General features: G+C 62.1%; 16 protein-coding genes. 7 read left to right on the forward strand and 9 right to left on the reverse strand.

The annotated features are described in order from the left end of the window. Positions 1-70 precede the first annotated feature (70 nt). The 3 genes from MUN79_RS30340 to MUN79_RS32080 all read right to left on the reverse strand — a co-directional run bounded on the left by MUN79_RS30340 (position 71) and on the right by MUN79_RS32080 (position 2,226). Positions 71-799, reverse strand: a complete 729-nt coding sequence (locus MUN79_RS30340; protein WP_262923080.1) for an alkaline phosphatase D family protein — start codon at positions 797-799, stop codon at positions 71-73. Further along, the gene (locus tag MUN79_RS30345) at positions 796-1,809 is read right to left on the reverse strand and encodes an alkaline phosphatase D family protein (protein ID WP_262922927.1); all 1,014 of its coding nucleotides are present in this window, start codon (positions 1,807-1,809) and stop codon (positions 796-798) included. Before MUN79_RS30345 ends, MUN79_RS30340 begins: the two co-directional genes overlap by 4 nt. Before the next feature lie 90 nt (positions 1,810-1,899). Further along, positions 1,900-2,226: an NHL repeat-containing protein gene (locus tag MUN79_RS32080; RefSeq protein WP_375378194.1), complete on the reverse strand. Its 327-nt coding sequence runs from the start codon at positions 2,224-2,226 to the stop codon at positions 1,900-1,902. Between the two features lie 495 nt (positions 2,227-2,721). Here MUN79_RS32080 and MUN79_RS23160 point away from each other — a divergent pair, with 495 nt between their 5' ends. Continuing rightward, the gene (locus MUN79_RS23160; protein WP_244674892.1) at positions 2,722-3,597 is read left to right on the forward strand and encodes an SDR family oxidoreductase; all 876 of its coding nucleotides are present in this window, start codon (positions 2,722-2,724) and stop codon (positions 3,595-3,597) included. Between the two features lie 133 nt (positions 3,598-3,730). Here the strand turns inward: MUN79_RS23160 and MUN79_RS23165 are convergent, their stop codons facing one another. From MUN79_RS23165 to MUN79_RS23180, 4 genes are all read right to left on the reverse strand, one after another. Then, positions 3,731-4,885, reverse strand: a complete 1,155-nt coding sequence (locus MUN79_RS23165; protein ID WP_244674893.1) for a multinuclear nonheme iron-dependent oxidase — start codon at positions 4,883-4,885, stop codon at positions 3,731-3,733. A 3-nt stretch (positions 4,886-4,888) separates the two neighbouring features. Further along, the gene (locus tag MUN79_RS23170) at positions 4,889-5,047 is read right to left on the reverse strand and encodes a chryseobasin-related MNIO class RiPP peptide (protein WP_244674894.1); all 159 of its coding nucleotides are present in this window, start codon (positions 5,045-5,047) and stop codon (positions 4,889-4,891) included. Between the two features lie 172 nt (positions 5,048-5,219). Beyond that, a complete protein-coding gene (locus tag MUN79_RS23175; protein WP_244674895.1) occupies positions 5,220-6,470 on the reverse strand; it encodes a sensor histidine kinase in 1,251 nt (416 codons plus the stop codon). Next, positions 6,422-6,814 carry a PAS domain-containing protein gene (locus MUN79_RS23180; RefSeq protein ID WP_244674896.1) on the reverse strand — a complete coding sequence of 131 codons (393 nt, stop codon included), beginning with the start codon at positions 6,812-6,814 and terminating at the stop codon, positions 6,422-6,424. Before MUN79_RS23180 ends, MUN79_RS23175 begins: the two co-directional genes overlap by 49 nt. 266 nt (positions 6,815-7,080) lie before the next feature. Here MUN79_RS23180 and MUN79_RS23185 point away from each other — a divergent pair, with 266 nt between their 5' ends. Then, a complete protein-coding gene (locus tag MUN79_RS23185) occupies positions 7,081-7,929 on the forward strand; it encodes an FG-GAP-like repeat-containing protein (protein WP_244674897.1) in 849 nt (282 codons plus the stop codon). Beyond that, a complete protein-coding gene (locus tag MUN79_RS23190) occupies positions 7,923-8,843 on the forward strand; it encodes a T9SS type A sorting domain-containing protein (RefSeq protein WP_244674898.1) in 921 nt (306 codons plus the stop codon). Before MUN79_RS23185 ends, MUN79_RS23190 begins: the two co-directional genes overlap by 7 nt. Positions 8,844-8,992: 149 nt before the next feature. Here the strand turns inward: MUN79_RS23190 and MUN79_RS23195 are convergent, their stop codons facing one another. Then, the gene (locus MUN79_RS23195) at positions 8,993-10,000 is read right to left on the reverse strand and encodes an SDR family oxidoreductase (RefSeq protein ID WP_244674899.1); all 1,008 of its coding nucleotides are present in this window, start codon (positions 9,998-10,000) and stop codon (positions 8,993-8,995) included. 295 nt (positions 10,001-10,295) lie between these two features. On the opposite strand from MUN79_RS23195, the gene MUN79_RS23200 reads away from it, so the two are divergent. From MUN79_RS23200 to MUN79_RS23210, 3 genes are all read left to right on the forward strand, one after another. Then, a complete protein-coding gene (locus tag MUN79_RS23200) occupies positions 10,296-12,878 on the forward strand; it encodes a hypothetical protein (RefSeq protein ID WP_244674900.1) in 2,583 nt (860 codons plus the stop codon). 26 nt (positions 12,879-12,904) lie between these two features. Continuing rightward, positions 12,905-13,024, forward strand: a complete 120-nt coding sequence (locus MUN79_RS23205) for a hypothetical protein (protein ID WP_244674901.1) — start codon at positions 12,905-12,907, stop codon at positions 13,022-13,024. A gap of 358 nt (positions 13,025-13,382) precedes the next feature. Continuing rightward, on the forward strand, positions 13,383-15,926 hold the full coding sequence (locus tag MUN79_RS23210) for an alpha-amylase family glycosyl hydrolase (protein WP_244674902.1): 2,544 nt from the start codon (positions 13,383-13,385) through the stop codon (positions 15,924-15,926). 132 nt (positions 15,927-16,058) lie between these two features. On the opposite strand, the gene MUN79_RS23215 is transcribed toward MUN79_RS23210, so the two are convergent. Further along, entirely contained in the window at positions 16,059-18,989 is a 2,931-nt protein-coding gene (locus MUN79_RS23215) for an endo-beta-N-acetylglucosaminidase (RefSeq protein ID WP_244674903.1), read from the reverse strand. 412 nt (positions 18,990-19,401) lie between these two features. Here MUN79_RS23215 and MUN79_RS23220 point away from each other — a divergent pair, with 412 nt between their 5' ends. Continuing rightward, complete coding sequence (locus MUN79_RS23220) at positions 19,402-20,382, forward strand: SDR family oxidoreductase (RefSeq protein ID WP_244674904.1); 981 nt, start codon at positions 19,402-19,404, stop codon at positions 20,380-20,382. Positions 20,383-20,526 lie beyond the last annotated feature (144 nt).

Consider the following 20,526-nt stretch of genomic DNA (forward strand, 5'->3'; position numbering starts at 1 on the left):
GAAATAGTAAAAAAAGTGTTCTAGCTTGTGGCCAGAACACTATAGAAAATTTGGGTAAGGGCAAGCCGGCTTACGCGTAGCTTTCCGTGCGGCCGGTGGTTGTGGCGGCGGTTTCCGTGGCCAGATCGGCTACGTACTTCCAGGTGCCCGTCGCCGCGCTGTTGGTGAAGCTTACTTCCAGGAAGCCCCGGCGCGAAGCATCCAGGTAGTGCAGGTCGTTGATGAGGGCGGTATTGGCTTGTTCGAAGCCCTGGATAGCCGCCGCGTTGCCGCCGAAGAAGGCCTCGAAGCCCGGCGACGATACCGAAGGCGCGGCAAACTCTACGCCCACGCGCCGGCCGGTGCTGGTGGTAAGGTCGCTGTACCAGGCGTTGTGGGTGTCGCCGGCCAGGGCCACCAGCTTCTTGGAGCCGGCCGCGGCCAGCACCGCCTCCCGCTCGATTGGGTACCCATCCCAGGCGTCGAGGTTGTAGGGCAGCACTGTTTCGACGCGGGCCCGCTCGGCGGCCGTCACGGTAGGGTCGCCGGCGGCAATGCGCGTTTTGATGGTAATGAGCTGGGTAGCCAGGGTGGTGTACTGCTGGAGCAGGGCGGGCGTGGCCCCGCTGCCGGCTAGTTGGGCTACCAGGGGCAGCATTTCGGCCGGAATGTAAATTTTGCCCATCAGGACCTGGGAGCCCAGCACCTGCCACCGGGCCGAGCTGCCGGACAAGGCCGCAGTGAGCCAGTTGCGCTGCTCGCTGCCCAGAATGCTGCGGGCCGGATTCAGCCACGCCGCCCCGAAGGCCGCCGCGTTCAGCCCCCGGTCGGGGTTAGGTAGTCCGTCAGGCTCAGCTGCTTGTCGCGGCCCACCATGCGGGTGTCGAGCATAAGTAGGTTGACCAGCCCGCCGAAGTCGAAGCTGCGGTAAATCTTGGTTTTGTCGCTCACGCGGGCAGGCAGGTACTCGTGCCATACCTGCTGGGCGTACTGCCGGCGCTGCTCAAAGCTGCCTTCGGAGGGCTGGTGGTTTTCGGCCCCGCCGGTGTAGGCGTCGTTGGTCAGCTCGTGGTCGTCCCAGACGCAAATAAAGGGCTTGAGCTGGTGCACGCGCTGCAGCTGCTTATCGGAGCGGTACTGCCGGTAGCGGGTACGATAGTCGCCTAAACTCAGGATTTCGGTGGCGGGCTGGTGCTGACGGTCCAGGCCGGCCGTCGTGGGGTTGGTGCCGTAGCCGCCGGCCCCGTACTCGTAGATATAGTCGCCGAGGTGCACCACCACGTCCGCGTCGGAGGCCGCTACGGCCCCGTACACGTTGAACAGGCCAGCCTGGTAGTTGGCGCACGACACCACCGCCAGCTTCGCGCTGCTGGCCTGCCCGGCGGCGGGCAGCGTGCGGGTTTCGCCCACCACCGACTCCTTGCCGGTGCGCCCGCTGCGAAACCGATAGTAGTACTTGCGGTTGGCGCTTAGCCCGGACACGTCGGCCCACACCGTGTAGTCGGCATCGGCCCGGGCCGGCAGCTCCCCGGAGCCCTTCAAGGTGGCGAAGGCGGCATCTTCGGCTACCTCCCACCGAATGCTCGCGTCGCCCGACTCGTTGTCGGCCGGCGTGTAGCGCGTCCAGATGATGACGCGGTCCTGCTGCGGATCGAAGCTGGCTAATCCTTCTTTAAATCCAAACTCGCCGGTATAGGCTACGTCTGCTTCGTCCTCGTCGTCGCAGCCGCTCAGCAGGCCGGGCAACAACGCTACGCCACCCGTCAGGACAGCAGTTTGCTTGATAAAATCACGTCTATTGAGTGTATCGGCGCTCCGTACTTTAGCCATACTACAGGGTAGTTAGAAGGTTGCGGCCAAAAGTAGAGGGGTACTATTACCAGAGTATTATAGGAATATTATCAAACCCGTAGCCGCGCTCTATGTCGCTTGGTCCTGGAACCAGTCCCCGCTCCCGCCCCGGCTCGTGGACCCCGGAGATACCGCACGGCGAGTAGTTGGTGTGATCTTCCGAATCTTATTACCATACCCATCTGCTACGTACACATTGCCCTGTGTATCGACAGCAACCCCTTCTGGGCCAGTAAACTTTGCTATGGCACCTGGACCATTCTCCTTCCCTTGTATACCACTGCCAGCTAAGGTGCTAACTTCTACACCCGGACTAGGCTGCTCAGACTTACGGCAAGCCGTTACACTACTCAGAAGAATTAAGAAAGACCAATAGACTCTGGAATGAATCAACATGAAAAAGGATGTAATGGTAGCAGTCTGCTAGATTGAGTGAAGATATACTCTTTGGCTTTATTAACTGGAATGTGGTCCTCTCTACAGTTGCGCTGATAGGCAGAGTGACGACTACACCGGAGCGGCTTTGCCGCGAGCGTCCTGCGCCATGTGGGTACACCCCACTACATAAGCGGCACCGACCGGATTTGCAGCATAGCTACTCAAGCATATGCATCACTCGGCCCAGCCAAGCGACTACGGCGGTACGGCAACAGAAACTCTCAGGCTGTCCTAGAAAAAATCTTCCCAAAAAGCACTAGCCTTCAGTTTAGCTGCTTTCGAAAAAGCCTCTGGCCTTTGGGTCGGGGGCTTTTTTTATGGACACCGGGGCGGGGTGGCTGCCCTGGCCGCTCCGGGTTAATTTCCCAACAACTTTTCCGCATCGGCCAGCCCGCGCCGGTATCCCTCGTATTCCTACCGAAGCAAAACCTCAACCCGCACTACTCTTTCACGATGAATACCGAGCAAAACGAACCCCGGCCCACCAACAGCGAAATCAACCCCAAGCCTACCAGCTACCCCACTTCCGAGGAAAGCCTGGACGTGAAGCCCGACTGGGATATGTCGAGCTACCGGCCCGCCGGCAAGCTCCAGGGCAAGGTAGCCCTCATCACCGGCGGCGACTCCGGCATTGGGCGGGCCGTGGCCCTGGCCTTCGCCATGGAAGGCGCCGACATAGCTGTGGTGTACCACACCAACGCCGAGGATGCCGCCGTCGTGGGTCGCGCCGTGGAAGCCCAGGGCCGTAAGTTTCTGGCCATTCAGTGCGACGTGCGCTCGGCTACGGCCTGCCGCGAGGCCGTGCGCCAGACCCACCGGGAACTGGGCGGTTTCAACATTCTGGTGAACAACGCTGCCTACCAGATGGGGTACGAGAACTTCGAAACCATTCCCGAGGAGAACATTCACCAGACCTTCGACACCAACATCAAGGGCTACATCTTTATGGCCCAGGCCGCCATTCCGTTCCTGAAGGAAGGCGACGCCATCATCAACACGGGCAGCATTGTGGGGTTGGTGGGCCACCCCCACCAGATTGACTACGCCAGCACCAAGGGCGCCATTCATACCTTCACCAAGAGCTTGGCCGGCTACCTGGGCGAGAAGAAAATCCGGGTAAACGCCGTGCTGCCCGGCCCCATCTGGACGCCCCTCATTCCCGGCACCATGCTCAAGGAAGACCTCCAGCAGTTCGGCGACTCCACCATGCTCGGCCGCCCCGGTCAGCCCGAGGAGCTGGCCCCGGCCTACGTCTACTTCGCCTCCCAGGATGGGAGCTATTCCACCGGCAGCCTGCTGGAAGTAACCGGCGGCATGCCCAAAAGCTAAGGTCGTACGCCCGCGGCGGAAAACCCAACATTCAAAAAGCCCCTGGTATACTGTACCAGGGGCTTTTTTTATGGTGGCGGGTAGCCGGGATTAGGGGCTGCTCCGAGGCGGTTTCGGCCCCAGCAGGCCGCATTTACTGCCACTTCTGAGCAATGCGCAGGGCCGTTTCGAGCATGTGGGGCTCCCACTCCTCGATTTTCCAGGCGGAGTGAGCCAAATCAGAGGCCTGCAGCTGCCGGTGGGCCTGCTCAAACGAGGGGGCCGTTTCGAGGATGCGGGAAAGCTGCAGTTGCTGCTCATAGAGCCGGGCATCCTCGGCTACCGGGCCCGCCACCCAGGGCTGCAGGGGCAGAAACAGCTGGCTTATCCGCCCGACGGCCCGGCTGCGGTACTCGGCTACCAGGGCTTCCATGCGACCAAAGTCGTGGCGGAACTGGGCGCGGCTGGGCTCGGTCTGCAGGGCGTTGCCGAGCTGCTCGAGCACCACAAACTTCAGGTTGGGGCAGCGGGGCATGGTCAGCTTCAGCAGTTCAAATACCTCGTCGGGCACGGCATCGTCGTGGGTATCGCGCCGGACCTGCCGGCCCGGCACCTGGCCCGATTCTTCCCAGCTGCCGCCCGAAATATGGATTTCCCGCACCCGGTCCAGTGGATAGAGCCGAATCAGCTCCTCGTAGGGCACCGCGAAGTTGTGGAGCTGGCAGAACAGGTTGTGCAAATCCAGAATCAGGAAGCCATTGACCGGCTCCACGAGCTTGTCCAGAAACTCCCCGTGCCGCTGCACCTCGTCGAGGGAGTAGGCGAAGGCCAGATTCTCCAGCCCCACCGGGCACTGGCAGGCGTCCTGGATGCGGCGCAGGCGGTCCTGGCCCAGGTGCAGGGCTGAGCTGGTGTAGGGAATGGGCAGCGGGGCGCCGGAGTGGAAGTTCTGCCCCGTGAAAAAGCCGAAGTGCTCGGTAATATGGTCGAAGGTGAACTGCCCGGCCAGGGCCCGCAGCTGCTGCAGCCACTGCTGCTGCTCGGGAGTCCAGCGGCCCGAAAGCAGGGAAAAGTACACCCCGTGGCCTACCAGCCGGTGCTGGGCGGCAAAGGCCTGCAGCAGCTCGGTAAACCAATCGGGAATTTGCTCAGCCCAGAACAGCGTATCAAACGACCATTCCAGGGCTTCCACGCGGCCTTCCTCCAACAACGGAAAGGACGCCGACAGGATGTCGGCGTCCAGGTTGCAGGCAATGGCGGATAGAATGCCGGGCTCGGCGGCTCCGGCGGGCTGGCCTTGCGTGCTCACGGCTCAGCCCATGCCGCAGGCGGGGCAGTTAATGGGCGCGGGCTTTTCTTTGCCGGACCCTTCTTCCTGCTTGGGGCTAGGAGCGTCTTTCTTGCAGCTGGTAGTGGCCTGGGCCACCACACCCATCAGGATGGCGCCGAGTAGTGCTTGGGGTAGTTTCATGGCGTACGGGTAATTTCAGAGTGGTATAACTGGATTGTGGAACAGTGGGGACAGGCTACGCGGGCAGTCGGTCCTACTGGTAAGAGGCACCGGCCCCGGGCGCGGTTGCATGAGCCCAGTAGAATGCCCAACTTTTCCAGCAAAACCCCAAAGCGGCCGTGAAATAGCGGCATCACGAAGCCCCCTTCGGCGCCGGACTCGGGATGTAAACCGAAAAAGTGGAGCCCACGCCCGGCTCACTCTGCACCTGCACCCGCCCGCCCAGATTTTCCACGGTTTTCTTGACCGTGTACAGTCCCAGGCCCGAGCCTTCCACATGGTCGTGGAAACGGCGAAACAGCGCGAACAGGGAAGCCTGCTGGGTGGCGTCCAGGCCCAGGCCGTTGTCCTGCACCGACAAGTGCCAGAAGCCTTCCTCGGTGCGGCAGTTGAGGCGCACCAGCGGGGGCCGGTCGGGGTGGCGGTACTTAAGGGCGTTGTTGAGCAGGTTGTAGAGCACCGAGCGCAGGCTTTTGGCCGGCATGGCTACCACCGGGCAGGCTTCCGCGTCGACTTCCAGGCGGCCGCCGGTTTGCGCCAGGGCCGGCAGCAGGTCCTGGCGGAGGTCGTCGACCACGGCGGCCAGCTCCACGGGCGGGGCTTCGGGGTCGGGGGTGTGGTGCAGCTGCAGCACGTCGCTGAGCTGGGCCAAAGTGCGCTGAAACCGCGCTACGGACCGCTGCATCATATCCAGCAGGGGCCGGCTTTCCGGGGGCAAGTCCTTATGCAGGGCCTGCACCAACCCTTCCAGGTTGTTGATGGGCCCTTTCAAATCGTGGGCGGCCATGTACACGAAGCTGTCCAGGTCGGCGTTGACGCGGGTGAGCTGGTGGTTGGCTTGGTTCAGCTCCCGGTTGAGGGCCTGCACCTGCTGCCGGTCCCGCACCTGCTCGGTCACGTCAAAGAGAAATACGTACAGGCCATCGACTTGCTGCTGGGCGCTGTAGCGGGCCTGAATCGTGTGGGTGAAATAGCCTTGTTCGGCCCCCGAGTTGTTGGGTTGAATTAGGGAGATGGGCAGGTCGTAGGCCTGGTGGGTACGCCCAGTACGGTACACCTCCTGAAAGTATTCCCATACTTCCGTGTTGCGGAATTCGGGTAGAGCCTCGAGCAGGGGTTTGCCCAGCAGGTCCCGATCAGGAAACAGGGCCTGATAGCCCGGGTTTACCAGCTCAAAGACCATATCGGGCCCCTGCAGCAGGCAGATGGCCGCCGGAGCTTGCATCACTAAGTGGCTAAGCCGCTGCCGCTCGCGCTCGGCTTCGGCCAGGGCATCGTGCTCCCGGTGCTTACTTACTTGCAGCGCCCGGCGTGCCTGTACCTCCTTGGTGATATTTACACTGCTGTGAATGATATAGTGCAGGCGTCCCTCGGCGTCAAACACGGGCGTATTAAGCGGCTGCCAGTGGCGCTCCACGAACTGCCCGGCCGCTCGGGGTCGGGCACGTCGTAATGCTGCTGGGCCATCTGGTGCGGCTTGCCGGTGGCAATAACGCGCTCCAGCGAGGCGCGCCAGTTGCGCACGGCGTTAGCCTCGGGTGCGTCGGGATTATCGGGAAAGGCATCGAACAGGTAGCGGCCCACCAGCTGCTCGCGCCGGGTCAGCGTGTCGGCCAGGTAGGCGTTGCTGGCCGTGAGAATAATCAGTTCCGGCGACACCACTATATACGAATCAGGCACCGTTTCAAGGGCCTGCAACTGCTGGGCGAGGGCCACATTAGGGTCCATAGCGACGAGGTAGAGAGGAAATAAAGAATACTTAACGTAGCCCGCGCAAAAGAAGCCAAGCCAAACCGGTGCGGCTGCCTGCTTGCCCTGCTAACCTTGGCAGCGGTTTTTCGGGCGCTGCTGCTCTCAGCCTAGCCCACTTCTACCAAAGAATCAGGAGTTTCGACCAACTTCTTTGGCGCTACAAGCACGGGAGCTGCTGGGCATCCGCCGCTTATCCCCTATATTAGAGCCGCTAAGTATTTACACCTAATTGTGCTTTGTTTATGCGACACCTATTACCATTCCAGCTGACTGCCTTACTAGCGACCCTATGGGGCGGCGCAGCCCAGGCCCAACCTACGCTGACGGGTACTGCGCCCCGGGCCAACAGCCACAATGTCGCGCCCACGGCCCCGATTACCGTATCGTTTAGCCAGGCCCTGAGTGGGAACAGCATCACCGCCCTGCGCGTGTTCAGCACCCAGCGCGGGGGCATGCGCTCCGGGCAAAGCGGGACAACCATCGTCGGCGGCAACCAGCTCTCGTTTATTCCGCCAACCTCCTGGAAGCCCGGCGAAACCGTGCGCACCACCGTCACCACGGATGCGCGCAACACGGCGGGGCAGGCCCTGGCCAAAGGCCACGTGTTCGACTTCACGGCGGCCACGGGCGGCAACGGGCTCGGCACCCTGACCAACGTGGGTGGCAGCAGCTTTTCGATGGGCGCCTATCCTAACGCGCTACGCCTGGCCGATGTGGACGGCGACGGCGACCTGGACGTTCTTAGCTCCAACAGCAATTATTATGGTGGAACCCCGCTGAGCGTGCGCCTTAACAATGGCGCCGGCCAGTTTTCCGGCGGCAGCGAAATACCGGTAGCCAGCGACGCGCAAGGCTCCCGCAGTCTTACCGTAGGCGACATCGACAACGATGGAGACCTGGATGTGCTGGCTACGGACAATGTGTATAAGGTCAGCGTGTGCCTCAACAACGGCAGCGGGGTCTACACGGTAGCCAATATCATGGAGCTGGGCACTACCAAGCTAACCGACTTGGAGCTGGCCGACATCGATGCCGACGGCGACCTAGACTGTCTGATGTATGGGGCGGCACTAACTTCGTCGGGGTGCTGAATGTGCGCTACAACAACGGTAGCGGGCAGTTTTCCGGAGGCTATACGGATACCCGCGACTCATGGCAGGGTCATGGAGGGCAAATAGCAATGGCCGACATCGACAACGATGGCGACCTGGATTTGCTACGGGCTGGCCTTGACGCTCCAGTGTTTAAGCAGCTTAACGACGGTACGGGGCGCTTCGGAGCCCCGACTCAGTTAACGCCGGTCAATGTCGGCGAGTTGAAATTTGCTGACATTGACGCCGATGGCGACCTGGATCTGGTAGCACTATTTAGAGGGTATAGCGGTATTCCAGCAGAGGCAACTGTGCTGTTAAATGATGGAAGTGGCAACTTCAGCAAGGTTTCCGCTATAAACATCATGTACAATCAAACCGGAATGGAATTTGGCGACATGGATGCCGATGGTGACCTGGACCTGTTGATCATGAGCGGTTATAGCCTCTCGGTTTATTTCAACAACGGGCAGGGGCGTTTCTCTGGCTACTACCAGCTTACCGCCCCCGCCCTCGACGCCTTTACGCTGGGTGACATTGATGGCGACAATGACCTGGATCTGGTAGCAGTCTTTCATCCTAACAGCCCGCCCTCCCCGCCCTGCCCGATGTACACCTATTTCAACCAGCCCATCTCCCCCGCTCTGGTCACTAGCGTCAGAGCTGGTCACACGGAGCTGGAAACGGCGGTGTATCCCAATCCGGCCCAGCAGCGCTGCACCCTTACGTTTGCCGCCCCCGTGCAGGAAGGCCGTTTGGTGCTCTACAACGCTATGGGTCAGGCAGTGCGCAGCCAGGACGTGCCAACCGTCCGCTCCCTTGAGCTTAGCCTGGCCGACCTGGCCCCGGGAGTGTACACACTGCATGTAAACAGCCATACCGGCAGCGCCATCCGCCGCATTGTCAAGCAGTAAGTAACCGGCGGGCGGCCGGTGGCATAGTCCAGGTTCGGTTCACGAAATGGTCTTCCTCCAGGCTGCCACCCGCTTTATCCGCAAATAAAAAAAGCCCCGACAATGCGCCGGGGCTTTTTTATTTGAAGTTAGCCGTGAATCAACGCCGGTTACGGCATGCCGGCTCCGCCCGTGGAGCCGTACACCTGCCCAGTGGCGTAGCTGGCCAGCGGGTCGGCCAGCTGCACGTAGATGGAGGCTAGCTCGGCGGGTTGACCGGGGCGCTTCATGGGGGTGTCGCCGCCAAACTTGACGAGCTTTTCCTGGGTAGCCCCGCCGCTGACCTGCAGGGGCGTCCAGATGGGGCCGGGCGCCACGCCATTCACCCGAATGCCTTTTGGGGCCAGCTGCTTCGCTAAGGACCGGACGTAGTTTGAAGTGGCTGCCTTGGTTTGGGCGTAGTCGTAGAGGTTTTCCGACGGGTCGGTGGCCTGCTCAGACGTGGTACCAATGATGGCCGAGCCCGGCTTGAGGTGGGGCAAGGCGGCCTTAATAGTCCAGAACGGGGCGTAAATGTTGGTTTTCATCGTCGCGTCGAAGTCCTCAGTGGTCAGCTCCATAATGGACTGACGCTGCTGCTGCCGGGCCGCGTTGTTGACCAGAATATCCAGGCCACCCAGCTGCCGCACAGCTTCTTCCACCATGCGCTTGCAGAAAGCTTCCTCACGCAAGTCGCCGGGAATAGCTACGGCCTTGCGGCCCTCCGCTTTAATCAGGGCAATAACTTCCTTGGCATCGGCTTCCTCGGCGGGCAGGTAGTTGATGGCCACGTCGGCGCCTTCGCGGGCGTAGGCTATGGCGGCCGCCCGGCCCATGCCCGAGTCGCCGCCCGTAATCAGGGCCTTGCGGCCTTTGAGGCGGCCCGAGCCCTTGTAGCTTTTCTCGCCGTGGTCAGGCTTGGGGTCCATCTGCGAGGCCAGTCCCGGCCAGGGCTGCGACTGGCTTTTGAACGGCGGCTTGGGGTAGGCAGTAGTGGGGTCTTTTAGCGGATCGGCGGCCGTTTCGGCCAGGGGGCTGAAGTCATCGGCGCCCAGCACGGGCGTGACGGCGGCCACGGCCAGACTGGCTCCCAGGCCGCTAATGACTTTACGGCGGCTAAGCATGGTATCTTCTTTCATAGCAATCAGGAAGGTTAGGTTCAAGCCTTCCTTTACGCACCGGCCGGGGCTTACAGTTACCCCAAGCTCCACGGCTGTCCTTATCTATTCGTTCGGGTGGCCTGGCGCTCGGCAAAAGTCGGCTGCTGCCCGTTCGCGCCGCTACCGCGCTGACGGCGCGGAGTTAGGCGGCATATTAGCAGAAAGAAGCTTTTCTATACTCAGATTCAATACTAACTCCCGATTCGGGCGCGTTACTGGGCTGCATTGCTATCCTGCCTACTAGCTCTTCTATCACTCTTTTCGTTTCCACTATTTGCTGCATTTCCTACTTTCCTCGCCTCGGCTGCTGGACTGGCTGCTACTGGTGTGCGCTAGCCTGATGCCTGAACTGGCCCGGGCCCAGGCGCCGCCCACCTTCGACATGGCCACGCGCGTGCTGGAGCCCACGGGCAGTGCCCGTCCCTATTCCCATTCGGTGGCAGTGGATGCGGCAGGCAACAGCTATGTCTATGGCTTTATCACCGGCCCGATGCGCTTCGGCAGCCAAACTATTACGCCTGGCTCGAACGACACCTACATTGCGCGCTTCGATGCCGACGGCAGCCACCGCTGGATTGTACTGCTGCGCACGGGCGTCGGCACCGGGTACTCTTCCACTATGGCCGTTGATGCCAGCGGCAATCTGTATGTTGCCAGCGAATTTTTTTCGGCTTCCCTCACGCTGGGCAGCATTACGCTAACCAACCCTAGCGGCCGGAGAGCCTTGTTTGTGGCTAAGCTGGATGCCAATGGCAACTGGCTTTCGGCCGCGCAGGCCCGCGGACAGACTGTTAGCGGTATTGCCCTCGACACGGGCGGTAACGCCTATATTACCGGCCAGTTTTTCGAATCTGCCGCCTTTGGCAACACCACCCTGAACAGTATCGGACCTTCCGATTTGTATGTCGCCCGGCTCGATGCCAATAACACCTGGCGCTGGGCGGTACAGGGAGGAGGCAGTGGCGACGACTGGACTGCCGGCATTGGTGTAGATGCCCAGGGCCATGCCTACATCGGGGGCAATATGCTGGCGGCCGGCCGGTTGGGCTCATTCGACGTGGCAATGGGCTATTATGTTGCCCAGCTTGATGCGGCCACGGGCAGCTTTCAGCGGGTAACCACTGTCAACACGACCAATGTAGGCGCCACTCCCATGCTGCGCTTTGCTGCCGATGCCAAGGGCTGCTGCTACGTTACGGGCACTTATGTGGGGCGCCTCAGCTTTGGCAGCTACACGCTTACCAGCGTCGGCACCGGTATTCCCAACGAAGATGTGTACGTGGCGAAGCTTGATGCCGGGGGGAACTGGGAGTGGGCAGCCACGGCCGGGGGCGCTTCCCTTGAGTACAGCACCGGTATTACCTTTGACAGGCGCGGCAACACTTACGTCAGCGGCAGCTTCCAGGGCCCCCAAGGCACCCGGTTCGGGGCCGTGACCCTCATTCCCCGTAACCCAGCTTTGTATCTTGAAGACGTGTTCGTGGCCAAGCTTGATACCAATGGCAACTGGCTGTGGGCCGTGCCCGCCGGCGGCGAGCAAACTGACGTTAACATGAGTATGGCCCTTGGGCCTTTTGCCACGCCCTACATCGTGGGCGAATACCGTAGCTCCAGTATGGACTTCGGCTCCATCAACCTTCCCGGCGACGCCAAACTGGTGGCCTCCACCTACGTGGCCCGCATGCAGCCCAATGAGCTGCGTATCACCGGCGACTCCCTGGTTTGCAATGGCGCCGCCGTGCAGCTTACCGTTTCTACGCTGGCCCTGGGCGGCCCAATCAGCTACCGCTGGAGTAACGGGGCCACGACGGCCACCATCAGCGTGACGCAAGCGGGCCTGTACTCCGTCACGGCCACATTCAAGGGCGGCTACAGCCTCACCGAGCAGTTTCAGGTGCGTAGTATCTCGCCCAGCCTGCAGATTACAGGCAATACGGGCGTACTCTGCCCCGGCACGCCGCGCCAGCTCACGGCCGTGGCCCCGGGCGCGCAGCAAGTGCGCTGGAACACGGGTGCCACCACACCTAGCATCTCCGTGACGCAGCCGGGCACTTACACGGTGGTAGCTACCTATAGCACGGCCTGCTCGCTCACGAGCCAGGTAGTGGTGCAGGCCAACCGCGTCGGTATCAGCGGCCGGCTGCAGCTGTGCCCCGGCCAGAATACCACGCTCATGGCAACGGCCAGCGGCAGTGCCGTGACGGGCTACCGCTGGAGCAACGGCGAAACCACCCCGACGCTGCTGGTCAGCCAGGGCGGCACGTATTTCGTCACGGCTACATTTGCCGACGGCTGCACCCAAACGGCCACCCACACCGTGGGGCCGCCCACGGCCAAAGTAGCCTCGGTAAGCGGCGACACGCTGCTGTGCCCCGGTACTACACTCCGGCTCACCGCCCTGAACACCGACGCCATCAGCTACCAGTGGAATACCGGGGCCACCACGCCTACCATCACGGCTACTCAGCCCGGAACCTATGCTGTGCTGCTCACCTATACCGGTGGCTGCACCAGCCGTGACTCCCTGCGGGTACTACCGGCACCCGTAGCCCCGGCCTTCACCCTGGGCCCTGATACAACCTTATGCCTGGAGCGGCCGCTGCTACTGCGCGCCCCGGCGCTGAGTGGTCCCGGCGTAGCCTTCCGCTGGTCGGATGGCAGCAGCGGCCCGACGTTGCTGGTCCAGGATGCAGGCACGTATTCCCTGCAAGTCAACACGCTCTGCAACACGCGCACGGCCAGCGTCCGGGTGGGCTATACCAGCTGCCTGTTTATTCCCAACGTCATTACGCCCAACGACGACCAGCGCAACGACACCTTCGTCATCAAGAACCTGACCCGCGGGATTGGGCCCTGACGCTCTATAACCGCTGGGGCCGCCAGGTGTACTACACCAGCGCCTACCACCACGACTGGGGCCCGGATGCCGCGGCCGGCGTTTACTACTACCTACTCCGGCAAGGCAGCACTGTGTACAAAGGGCATTTGGAAGTTATCCGCTAGCAAATCAGCCTAGTCGCAGGCCGCTCTTTACAGGTGCCGGCAACCTGCACTTGCATCGTCAGTGCCACTGCCTCAGCAGGGCGTTTATCGAGGTAGCTATTGCCTACAACCGGTTCGTCTAAATAGCCGGCGTGGACTTCCCTCTTTTACTATAACCCAGCCCTGGCAGTGCTTTCCCAATACACTGCTCAGGGAGGATTTTGGCTGGTAACGAACCAACAGTCACCACCTGCGCGCAGATTTGGCAGCTCCCTCATCTGATTTTCGCTAAAATCTTTTAGCTACCGTTTCCACGAAATCAGACTACCTTTAGTCAAAGATTTCTTGCGTAGTTTTTTCCGTTTTTTCCCACCTGTTGATGAAACACCTTTTACTACTCTTTCTGCTGTTTGGCAGCCTGGGCGCCCGGGCCGTGCAGCTTACGCTCCGGGTCGATATGCGCCAGCAAACGGTATCCGCCAGCGGCGTACATGTAGCCGGCAACTTCCAGGCCGCCGCCGGTTTTGCCGGCGACTGGAACCCGGCCACTACCCTGCTCACCGACGCGGATAATGACAAAGTCTACGAGGTGACCGTGAACGTGCCCGCCGGCAACTACCTCTACAAGTTTGTGAACGGCAACACCTGGGCCGGGGCCGAGCTGCCGCCCGCTACCTGCGGCGCCACCGATGGCAGCGGCAACGTGAACCGCCAGGTACTGGTAGCCGGTAGCGCCGTGCGCCTCCCCGCCCCGGCTTTTGGCGACTGCAGCACCCAGGTGCGCTTTGCCGTGAACATGCGCGGCCAAACCGTGTCGCGCAATGGCGTGCACGTGGTGGGCAACTTCCAGCCCCTGGCCGGCTACGGCCTCGAGGGTGACGCCACGGCCCTGCCGCTTTCCGACGACAACGGCGACGGTATCTACGAGGTACAGATTGCCCTGCCAGGCCCCATCCGGTTTATGTACCGCTTCGTGAATGGCTCGACGCTGGCCGAGGCCGAAACCGTGCCCGCCGCCTGCGGCACGGCCGACGCCAACGGCACGCTCAACCGGGTATTTGACGCCACGGCGGCCGTAAATACCATGCCGGCCGTGTGCTTCAACACCTGCCAGACCTGCTCGCCTTCCCTGACCGACTACACCACTCACTGGTGGAACGACGCGGTGTTCTACGAGGTGTTTGTACGCAGCTTCTACGACAGCAACGGCGACGGACAGGGCGACTTTGCTGGCCTCACCCAGAAGCTCGACTACCTCAACGACGGCAACCCCGCTACTACCACTGACCTAGGCGTTACCGGCATCTGGCTGATGCCCATGATGGAGTCGCCGAGCTACCACGGCTACGACGTGACCAACTACAAGGCCACCGAGCCCGACTACGGCACCATGGCTCAGTTCGAAGCCTTTTTGGCGGCGGCCCACGCCCGCGGCATTAAGGTTATCATCGACCTGGTGCTCAACCACACCTCCAGCCAGCACCCCTGGTTTCAGCAGTCGGCCGGCAGCGCCACCAGCTCCTACCGCGACTGGTACCGGTGGTCGGCCACCAGCCCGGGCCTGGGCTGGTACCAGCGCAACGGCAGCTACTACTACGGCTACTTCTGGAGCGAAATGCCCGACTTGAACTGGCGCAACCCGCAGATGAAAGCCGCCATGTGGGATGCTACCCGCTTCTGGTTGAAAAAAGGCGTGGACGGCTACCGCCTCGACGCGGTGAAGTTTCTGGTGGAAGACGGCACGACCAACGAAAACACACCCGGCACGCTGAACGTGCTGGAAGAATTTCACGACTCGGTACGGGCCGTTAATCCCCAGGCCTTTACCGTGGGCGAAGCCTGGTCGAACACCCCGGCCGTGGTGCCCTACGTGCTCAACCAGCGCCTCGACGCTTGCTTTGAGTTTGATTTGTCGACGGCCATTATCAGCAGCCTGAGCGCGGGCAACCCCGCGGCCCTGCGCACCCAGCTGGAGCTGGTGGACCGTTCGTACCCCAAGCTGCAGTACGCCACTTTCCTGAGCAACCACGACCAGAACCGGGTAATGAATGCTTTCGGCGGCGACCAGGCCCGCATGAAGCAGGCCGCGGCGCTGTATCTGACCATGCCCGGGGTGCCGTTCCTGTACTACGGTGAGGAAATCGGCATGCTTGGCACCGGCTCCGACGAAGACAAGCGCAAGCCCATGCAGTGGACCAGCGGCACCAATGCCGGCTTCAGCACCGGTACGCCCTGGCGCGCCCTGAACTCCAACTACACGCAGTTCAACGTGGCCACCCAGCAGGCCGACCCTACTTCCCTGCTCAACCACTATAAGCAGCTCATCCGCCTGCGCAATACCCACGAGGTGCTGCGCAAAGGCTACGTACTGCCCGTGGCGGCTTCGGCTACCTCGGTGCTCAGCTATGCCCGCGTGTACCAGCAGGAAGCCACCATTACGGTAACTAACATGGGCGGCGCTACCAGCAGCACTACCCTGGCCGTGAATGTATCCACGCTGCCAGCCGGTAGCTACCAGGTTACGGAGCTGCTCTCGGGCCAGTCGGCCGGCACCGTGACGCTCAACGCCCAGGGTGGCGTCAGCAACTGGACGCCGAGCCTGGCGGCGCTGGGCGCCAACCAGACCTGGCTGCTGCGCCTGGTGCCCGCTCAGACCTTGTCCACTGCGGGAGCTCACACGGCCTTCGCGCCCCAGTTGTTCCCTAACCCCGCCGCCAGCCAGGTTCGTCTGGAGCTGGGCGCTTCCTTCGCGGCTACCAGCACGGTGCAGGTGTACGACTTGCAGGGCCGCCTGCTGCACACGGCTTCCTTCTCGGGCCCGAGCCGCACGCTGAATACCAGTGCCTGGGCCGAGGGCGTGTATTTCCTGCGCGTACAGTCAGGCGCCGGCGTTTCAACCCAGCGTCTGCTCATTGCCCGCTAGCCGGCCTGAGCTACCCAGCCTGTTGTAAATCAATAAGCTCGTTTAAAGACAAAGAGCCCGTTCTACTGGTGTAGGACGGGCTCTTCGCTGTTCAATGTAACCGAATGATATCCACTCGGAAGGGGCCGGGCGTTACTGCTTGAGCAGCTTCACCGTGGCCGTGCCGGTAGCATTGCTTACCCGCACCACGTAAAGGCCGGCCGCCTGGGTTACGGGCACCGACAGCCGCTCGGCGGCGGTAGCGGGCCGGATTTGCTGCTGCCAGACCACCGCGCCCAGCAGATTTACCAGCTGCACCAGCGTGGACTGACCCTGGGCCCCGCGAATTTCTACCTGGGCCACGTTGCCGTGAATGGGGTTGACCACGGCCGCAACGCCCAGCTCCGCAGTGGCCCGGGCCGGCTGCACGGCCATCGACACGCAGGCCGACGGCACATTGGTCGACCAGTCAGTGGGCGTCATATTGACCAGCGCCCCCTGGTGGCCGTGCCCGGTTTGGTCGACGGTTACCAGGCCGCTACCTTCGTTGAAGGTCCAGTAGCCCTCCAGGCCTGCCGCGGTGGAGGGCACCGCGCACCGGCCCGCCAGGATTTCGGCCGGGGTCAGGGCCCGGGTCCAGACGCGCACTTCGTCGAGGGCCCCGTTGAGCACCCGGCTGTTGTCGAAGTTGCGGCCCATAAAGAAGTTGCTGTTGGCCACAAACGAACCCGTGGCGTTGAGCGAGGCATTGAGCTGCCCGTTGAGGTAAAGCCGCATTACGGAGCCGTCGAAGGTGGCCGCCACGTGGTACCAGGTGCCGGCCAACAGGTCCGTGGGCGAGTTGACCTTGCGGGCAATACCGTTGACCAGCATCACAAACTGCAGACGGTTGGCGGCCTGGTTGGCGTCGCCGAGGCGCACCAGGGCCGTATTGGCGCCGTCTTCCATGCCCATTACGCTGGAAATGAAGGGCGAAGTAGCCTTAAAGCCATTCGGCTTTAGCCAGCACTCCATGCTCAGGGCCGAGCCGGTCAGGTTGATAGGACCGGCGTCTACGTACTTGGTGGCCCCGTCGAAGCTCAGGCTGGTGTTGCCGCCGGAGCTGCCGGGCGCCACCACGGTGATGTAGCCGGTGCGGGTGAGCGAATCGCGGCCGGCGGCGTTGGTGGCCCGCAGCTTCACGCTGTAGGTACCCGGCGCGGCATACTGCACCGTGGGAAACACGGCCGTGCTGGTCGCCGGAGTGCCGCCCTCAAACGTCCAGAAGTAGCTGCTGGCGTTGGTCGAGGCGTTGGAAAACGTGACAGTCTGATTGGGCACTACCACGGTGGCACTGGCGGTGAAGTCCACGGCTGGTTTGGTGGTCACGGCCGCACCGGTGTAGAGCTTCAGACGGCCCAGGTTCAGGCGGTAGTCGGTGACGGCCGCAGCCGCCGAAGCCTGCACCCCAATGAGGGCTATTTCCCGCCCGGCGTAGCCTGCCAGGCTGAGGGTGCGCGTGTTCCAGAGCGTGTCGGACACCGCGCCCAGATCGAGGGCGGCGGGGTTGGCCAGGTCGTCGGTGAAGTAGAGCAGCAGCTGGGTGTGGCTGGGTCCCGCGGCGGCCGTTTTGAAGGTTACGTCCAGATTGGCGGGCGTGGTGCTGGGCAAGGGCAGCTTGGTTTGGAAAAGCTTCACGGTGGCGCTGTTGCTACCGCTCAGGCTGCCCTGCAGCTTCACCGAATTGCCGCCGTAGTAGGCCCGGCTGAAATCGTAGCCCACGGTGATGGGCGCCGCGCCCGACTTGTTCCACTGCCAGCTGGGCAACAGGCTTTGCTTGCCCATGTCGGTCCAGCCCTTGGTTAGCTGCTCGCCGTTGTTGGCGAACAGCTTGCCCTGGCCCACGGAGAAGTAGGTGTCAAATGGCAACGAGTTGATGACGCTGCGCACGGGCACGTAGCTGCCGAAGCCTTTCCAGCCGCTGGCGTCCTCGGTGGTTACGTCCAGGTCGTTGCCGGCAAACAGGCGCTGCTCGGTTCGGTAAAAGCCCGCGTAGTCGGCCGCCGAGCTGTTAAACGAGTTCAGGCCGCCGTTGTAAGTCAGGTTGGTGGCAAACAAACCCAGGGACAAGCGGGGCTGGGCCGGGTTGCCGCCGGTGAAGTAGTTGTCAATCCAGGCCGTTTGGGTGAACAGGGCCTGGGGGTTGCGGCCGGGCCAGAGGTCGGCGCCCATGTACACGTCGAACGGGCTGCGGCCCAGGTTCTGGGCAGTGGTTACGGAGGTGTTGATGTTGTTGGGCCCCGACCAGAAGTAGTTGGTAAACATAGCGTCGCTGACCCGGGCCGAGCCGTCCTGCAGCAGGAGCTGGTTGTTGGCATTCAGCGCGTTCTGGTAAGAAATACTGCCGCTGGGTAGCATGGCGTCGTACCAGTGAATTTCCATGCCTGCGGGCCGCAGCTGCTGCAGGCGCTTGAGCAGGTTGCGCAGCTCGGTGGCCGTGGCCGTGGGCACCGACGACTCCTGGTTGAAAAACCACCCGTCGAAGCCGTAGTAGTTGGCTACGTCCACCAGCTTCTGGGCCGCAGTGTACTCGCCGCTGCCGTCTTTCTGAATGAGCAGGTTTACGTCGGCGGCCGAAGTGAATACCGAGCCGATAACCTTCACCCCGTTGCGGTGGGCCGCCTCCACCCAAGGGCGGGTGGGCAGGGCCACCGGCCCGTCAAACCAGGTCAGCACGTCAATGTACTGCCAGTGGGTGAAGTTGTAGAGGTTGAAGCGGTTCTGCTCGTTGAGGTAGCCCGCAAAGCCCGTCATGCCGTCGGGGATGTAGTTGACTTTGTGACTGAAGCTCTGGTTGGGGTTAAGCTGGGTGCTCAGCGAATTCTGGCGCGCCGCCAGCGCCACCCGGCTCACGTTGGCCGGTACGGCGGTGGGGCCGGTGGGCGTCCAGGCCAGCAGCTGGGCCACCGAAAGCTTGGTGTACTGCGCGGCGGGTTCCAGCTGGGCCAGGGCCGGCAGGGAGTTGAGCAGGAGCAGCACCAGAGCCCAGGCAAGGTGGCGGAGCCGGGCGGAGTTCAAACCAGAATAAGAGTAGCGTAGCAGCATCAGGCTTAGGGGTTTAGTAGACAATCCATTCACTCGCCGGTCAAGGTACAACTGAATTCGGATTCTGCTATATCCTTTTAGCATTTGACTTAAGCCGACTCTTACCCACGAAGCATGACCAAGCAAAGTGTCTGTCAAAGCCTCGTGTCATGGCGAGGAGGTCCGACGACGCCATCCGTCCTCTGAAATGTGCTGAGCTGCCTTAACTGAAAAGCCCTAGCGTCTGCTATGATGTTAGGGCTTTCTGGTAAAAGGGTGTTGGTCACTAGCAGAGGACGGATTGCTTAGCGTTGCTCGCAATGACAACATCAGCGTACTTCTCACCTTCTCCTTCCCAGCACATTACAAAACCCCACCCGGCGCGGGGCGTTAGAACAGGCTTACTTACCTGATCTGCTAACCTACCTTCGCTATGAAAAAGAACTCCTTGAGCGGTGCCGTCGTGGTTATTACCGGCGCCAGCAGCGGCATTGGCCGCGCCACGGCCCTCACCTTTGCCCGGCACGGCGCCAAGCTGATCCTGGCCGCCCGGCGCTCCGGCGTGCTGGCCGAAGTGGCCCACGAGTGCGAGCAGCTGGGCGCCCACGTGCTGGCCGTGCCCACCGACGTTACTGACGCCCAGGCCGTAGCCCGCCTGGCCCAGACCGCCCAGCATTTCGGTGGCATCGATATCTGGGTGAATAACGCTGGCAGCGGAGCCGTGGGCAAGTTTGAGGAAGTACCGCTAGCTGCCCACGAGCAGGTCATCAAGCTCAATCTGCTGGGCTACCTCTACGGGGCCCACGCCGTGCTGCCCTACTTCCGGGAGCAGGGCCACGGCACGCTCATCAACGTTATATCCCTGGGAGCCTGGCTGCCCGAGCCTTACACGGCCTCCTACAGCGCCAGCAAGTACGGGGCCCGAGGCTTGATGGATACGCTGCGGGCCGAGCTCAGCAATGAGCCCCACATTCACGTCTGCGACGTGCACCCCTCCTACATCGACACGCCGGGCTTTCAGCACGGGGCCAACTACGTGGGCAAGGTCATCAAGCCCGCCCCGCCGGTATTTCCCGCCCAGAAGGTGGCCGATACCATCCTGGCCGTAGCTTCCCGCCCCCGAGCTACTACTATGGTGGGCTGGCCGGCCCCGGTGCTGCGCTGGTCCTACGCCCTGGCCCCGGGCCTGATGGGCCGGGCCAGCCGCCGCCTGTTCGACACGTACTTTAAGCAGGCCCGCCCCGCTCCCACCGGTGAAAATAGCCTGTTTACGCCCAATCCCGCCCCCCACGGCGCTGATACGTCCGGCGGCTGGCGCCAGCCCACCAAGCCCCGCAACGGCAAGTGGGTGGGCGCGGCTCTAGTCGCCGGCCTGGGTGCCGGGCTACTCATCTGGCCCCGCAATGCCCGGTAGGCAATACTAGCACTGCACTCCGCGAATTAGTAAAAGTCTCACTAGCTCACCAAGCGGCCACTTGGCTACTTAGTGAGCTAGTGAGATACCACTAAACGGCGCGTAGGTTGGTGATAAAGAATGCTTTTTGCAAGCTCCTAGTTA

Origin of the sequence: Hymenobacter cellulosilyticus, assembly GCF_022919215.1 — a bacterium.
Taxonomy (GTDB): Bacteria; Bacteroidota; Bacteroidia; order Cytophagales; family Hymenobacteraceae; genus Hymenobacter; species Hymenobacter cellulosilyticus.

Coding starts and splice junctions, on each gene's coding strand:
- MUN79_RS30345 (WP_262922927.1), bottom strand. CDS start 1,809: ATGGCTAAAGTACGGAGCGCCGATACACTCAATAGACGTGATTTTATC.
- MUN79_RS32080 (WP_375378194.1), bottom strand. CDS start 2,226: ATGTTGATTCATTCCAGAGTCTATTGGTCTTTCTTAATTCTTCTGAGT.
- MUN79_RS23170 (WP_244674894.1), bottom strand. CDS start 5,047: ATGAAACTACCCCAAGCACTACTCGGCGCCATCCTGATGGGTGTGGTG.
- MUN79_RS23195 (WP_244674899.1), bottom strand. CDS start 10,000: ATGAAAGAAGATACCATGCTTAGCCGCCGTAAAGTCATTAGCGGCCTG.
- MUN79_RS23160 (WP_244674892.1), top strand. CDS start 2,722: ATGAATACCGAGCAAAACGAACCCCGGCCCACCAACAGCGAAATCAAC.
- MUN79_RS23185 (WP_244674897.1), top strand. CDS start 7,081: ATGCGACACCTATTACCATTCCAGCTGACTGCCTTACTAGCGACCCTA.
- MUN79_RS23215 (WP_244674903.1), bottom strand. CDS start 18,989: ATGCTGCTACGCTACTCTTATTCTGGTTTGAACTCCGCCCGGCTCCGC.
- MUN79_RS23180 (WP_244674896.1), bottom strand. CDS start 6,814: ATGGACCCTAATGTGGCCCTCGCCCAGCAGTTGCAGGCCCTTGAAACG.
- MUN79_RS23210 (WP_244674902.1), top strand. CDS start 13,383: ATGAAACACCTTTTACTACTCTTTCTGCTGTTTGGCAGCCTGGGCGCC.
- MUN79_RS23220 (WP_244674904.1), top strand. CDS start 19,402: ATGAAAAAGAACTCCTTGAGCGGTGCCGTCGTGGTTATTACCGGCGCC.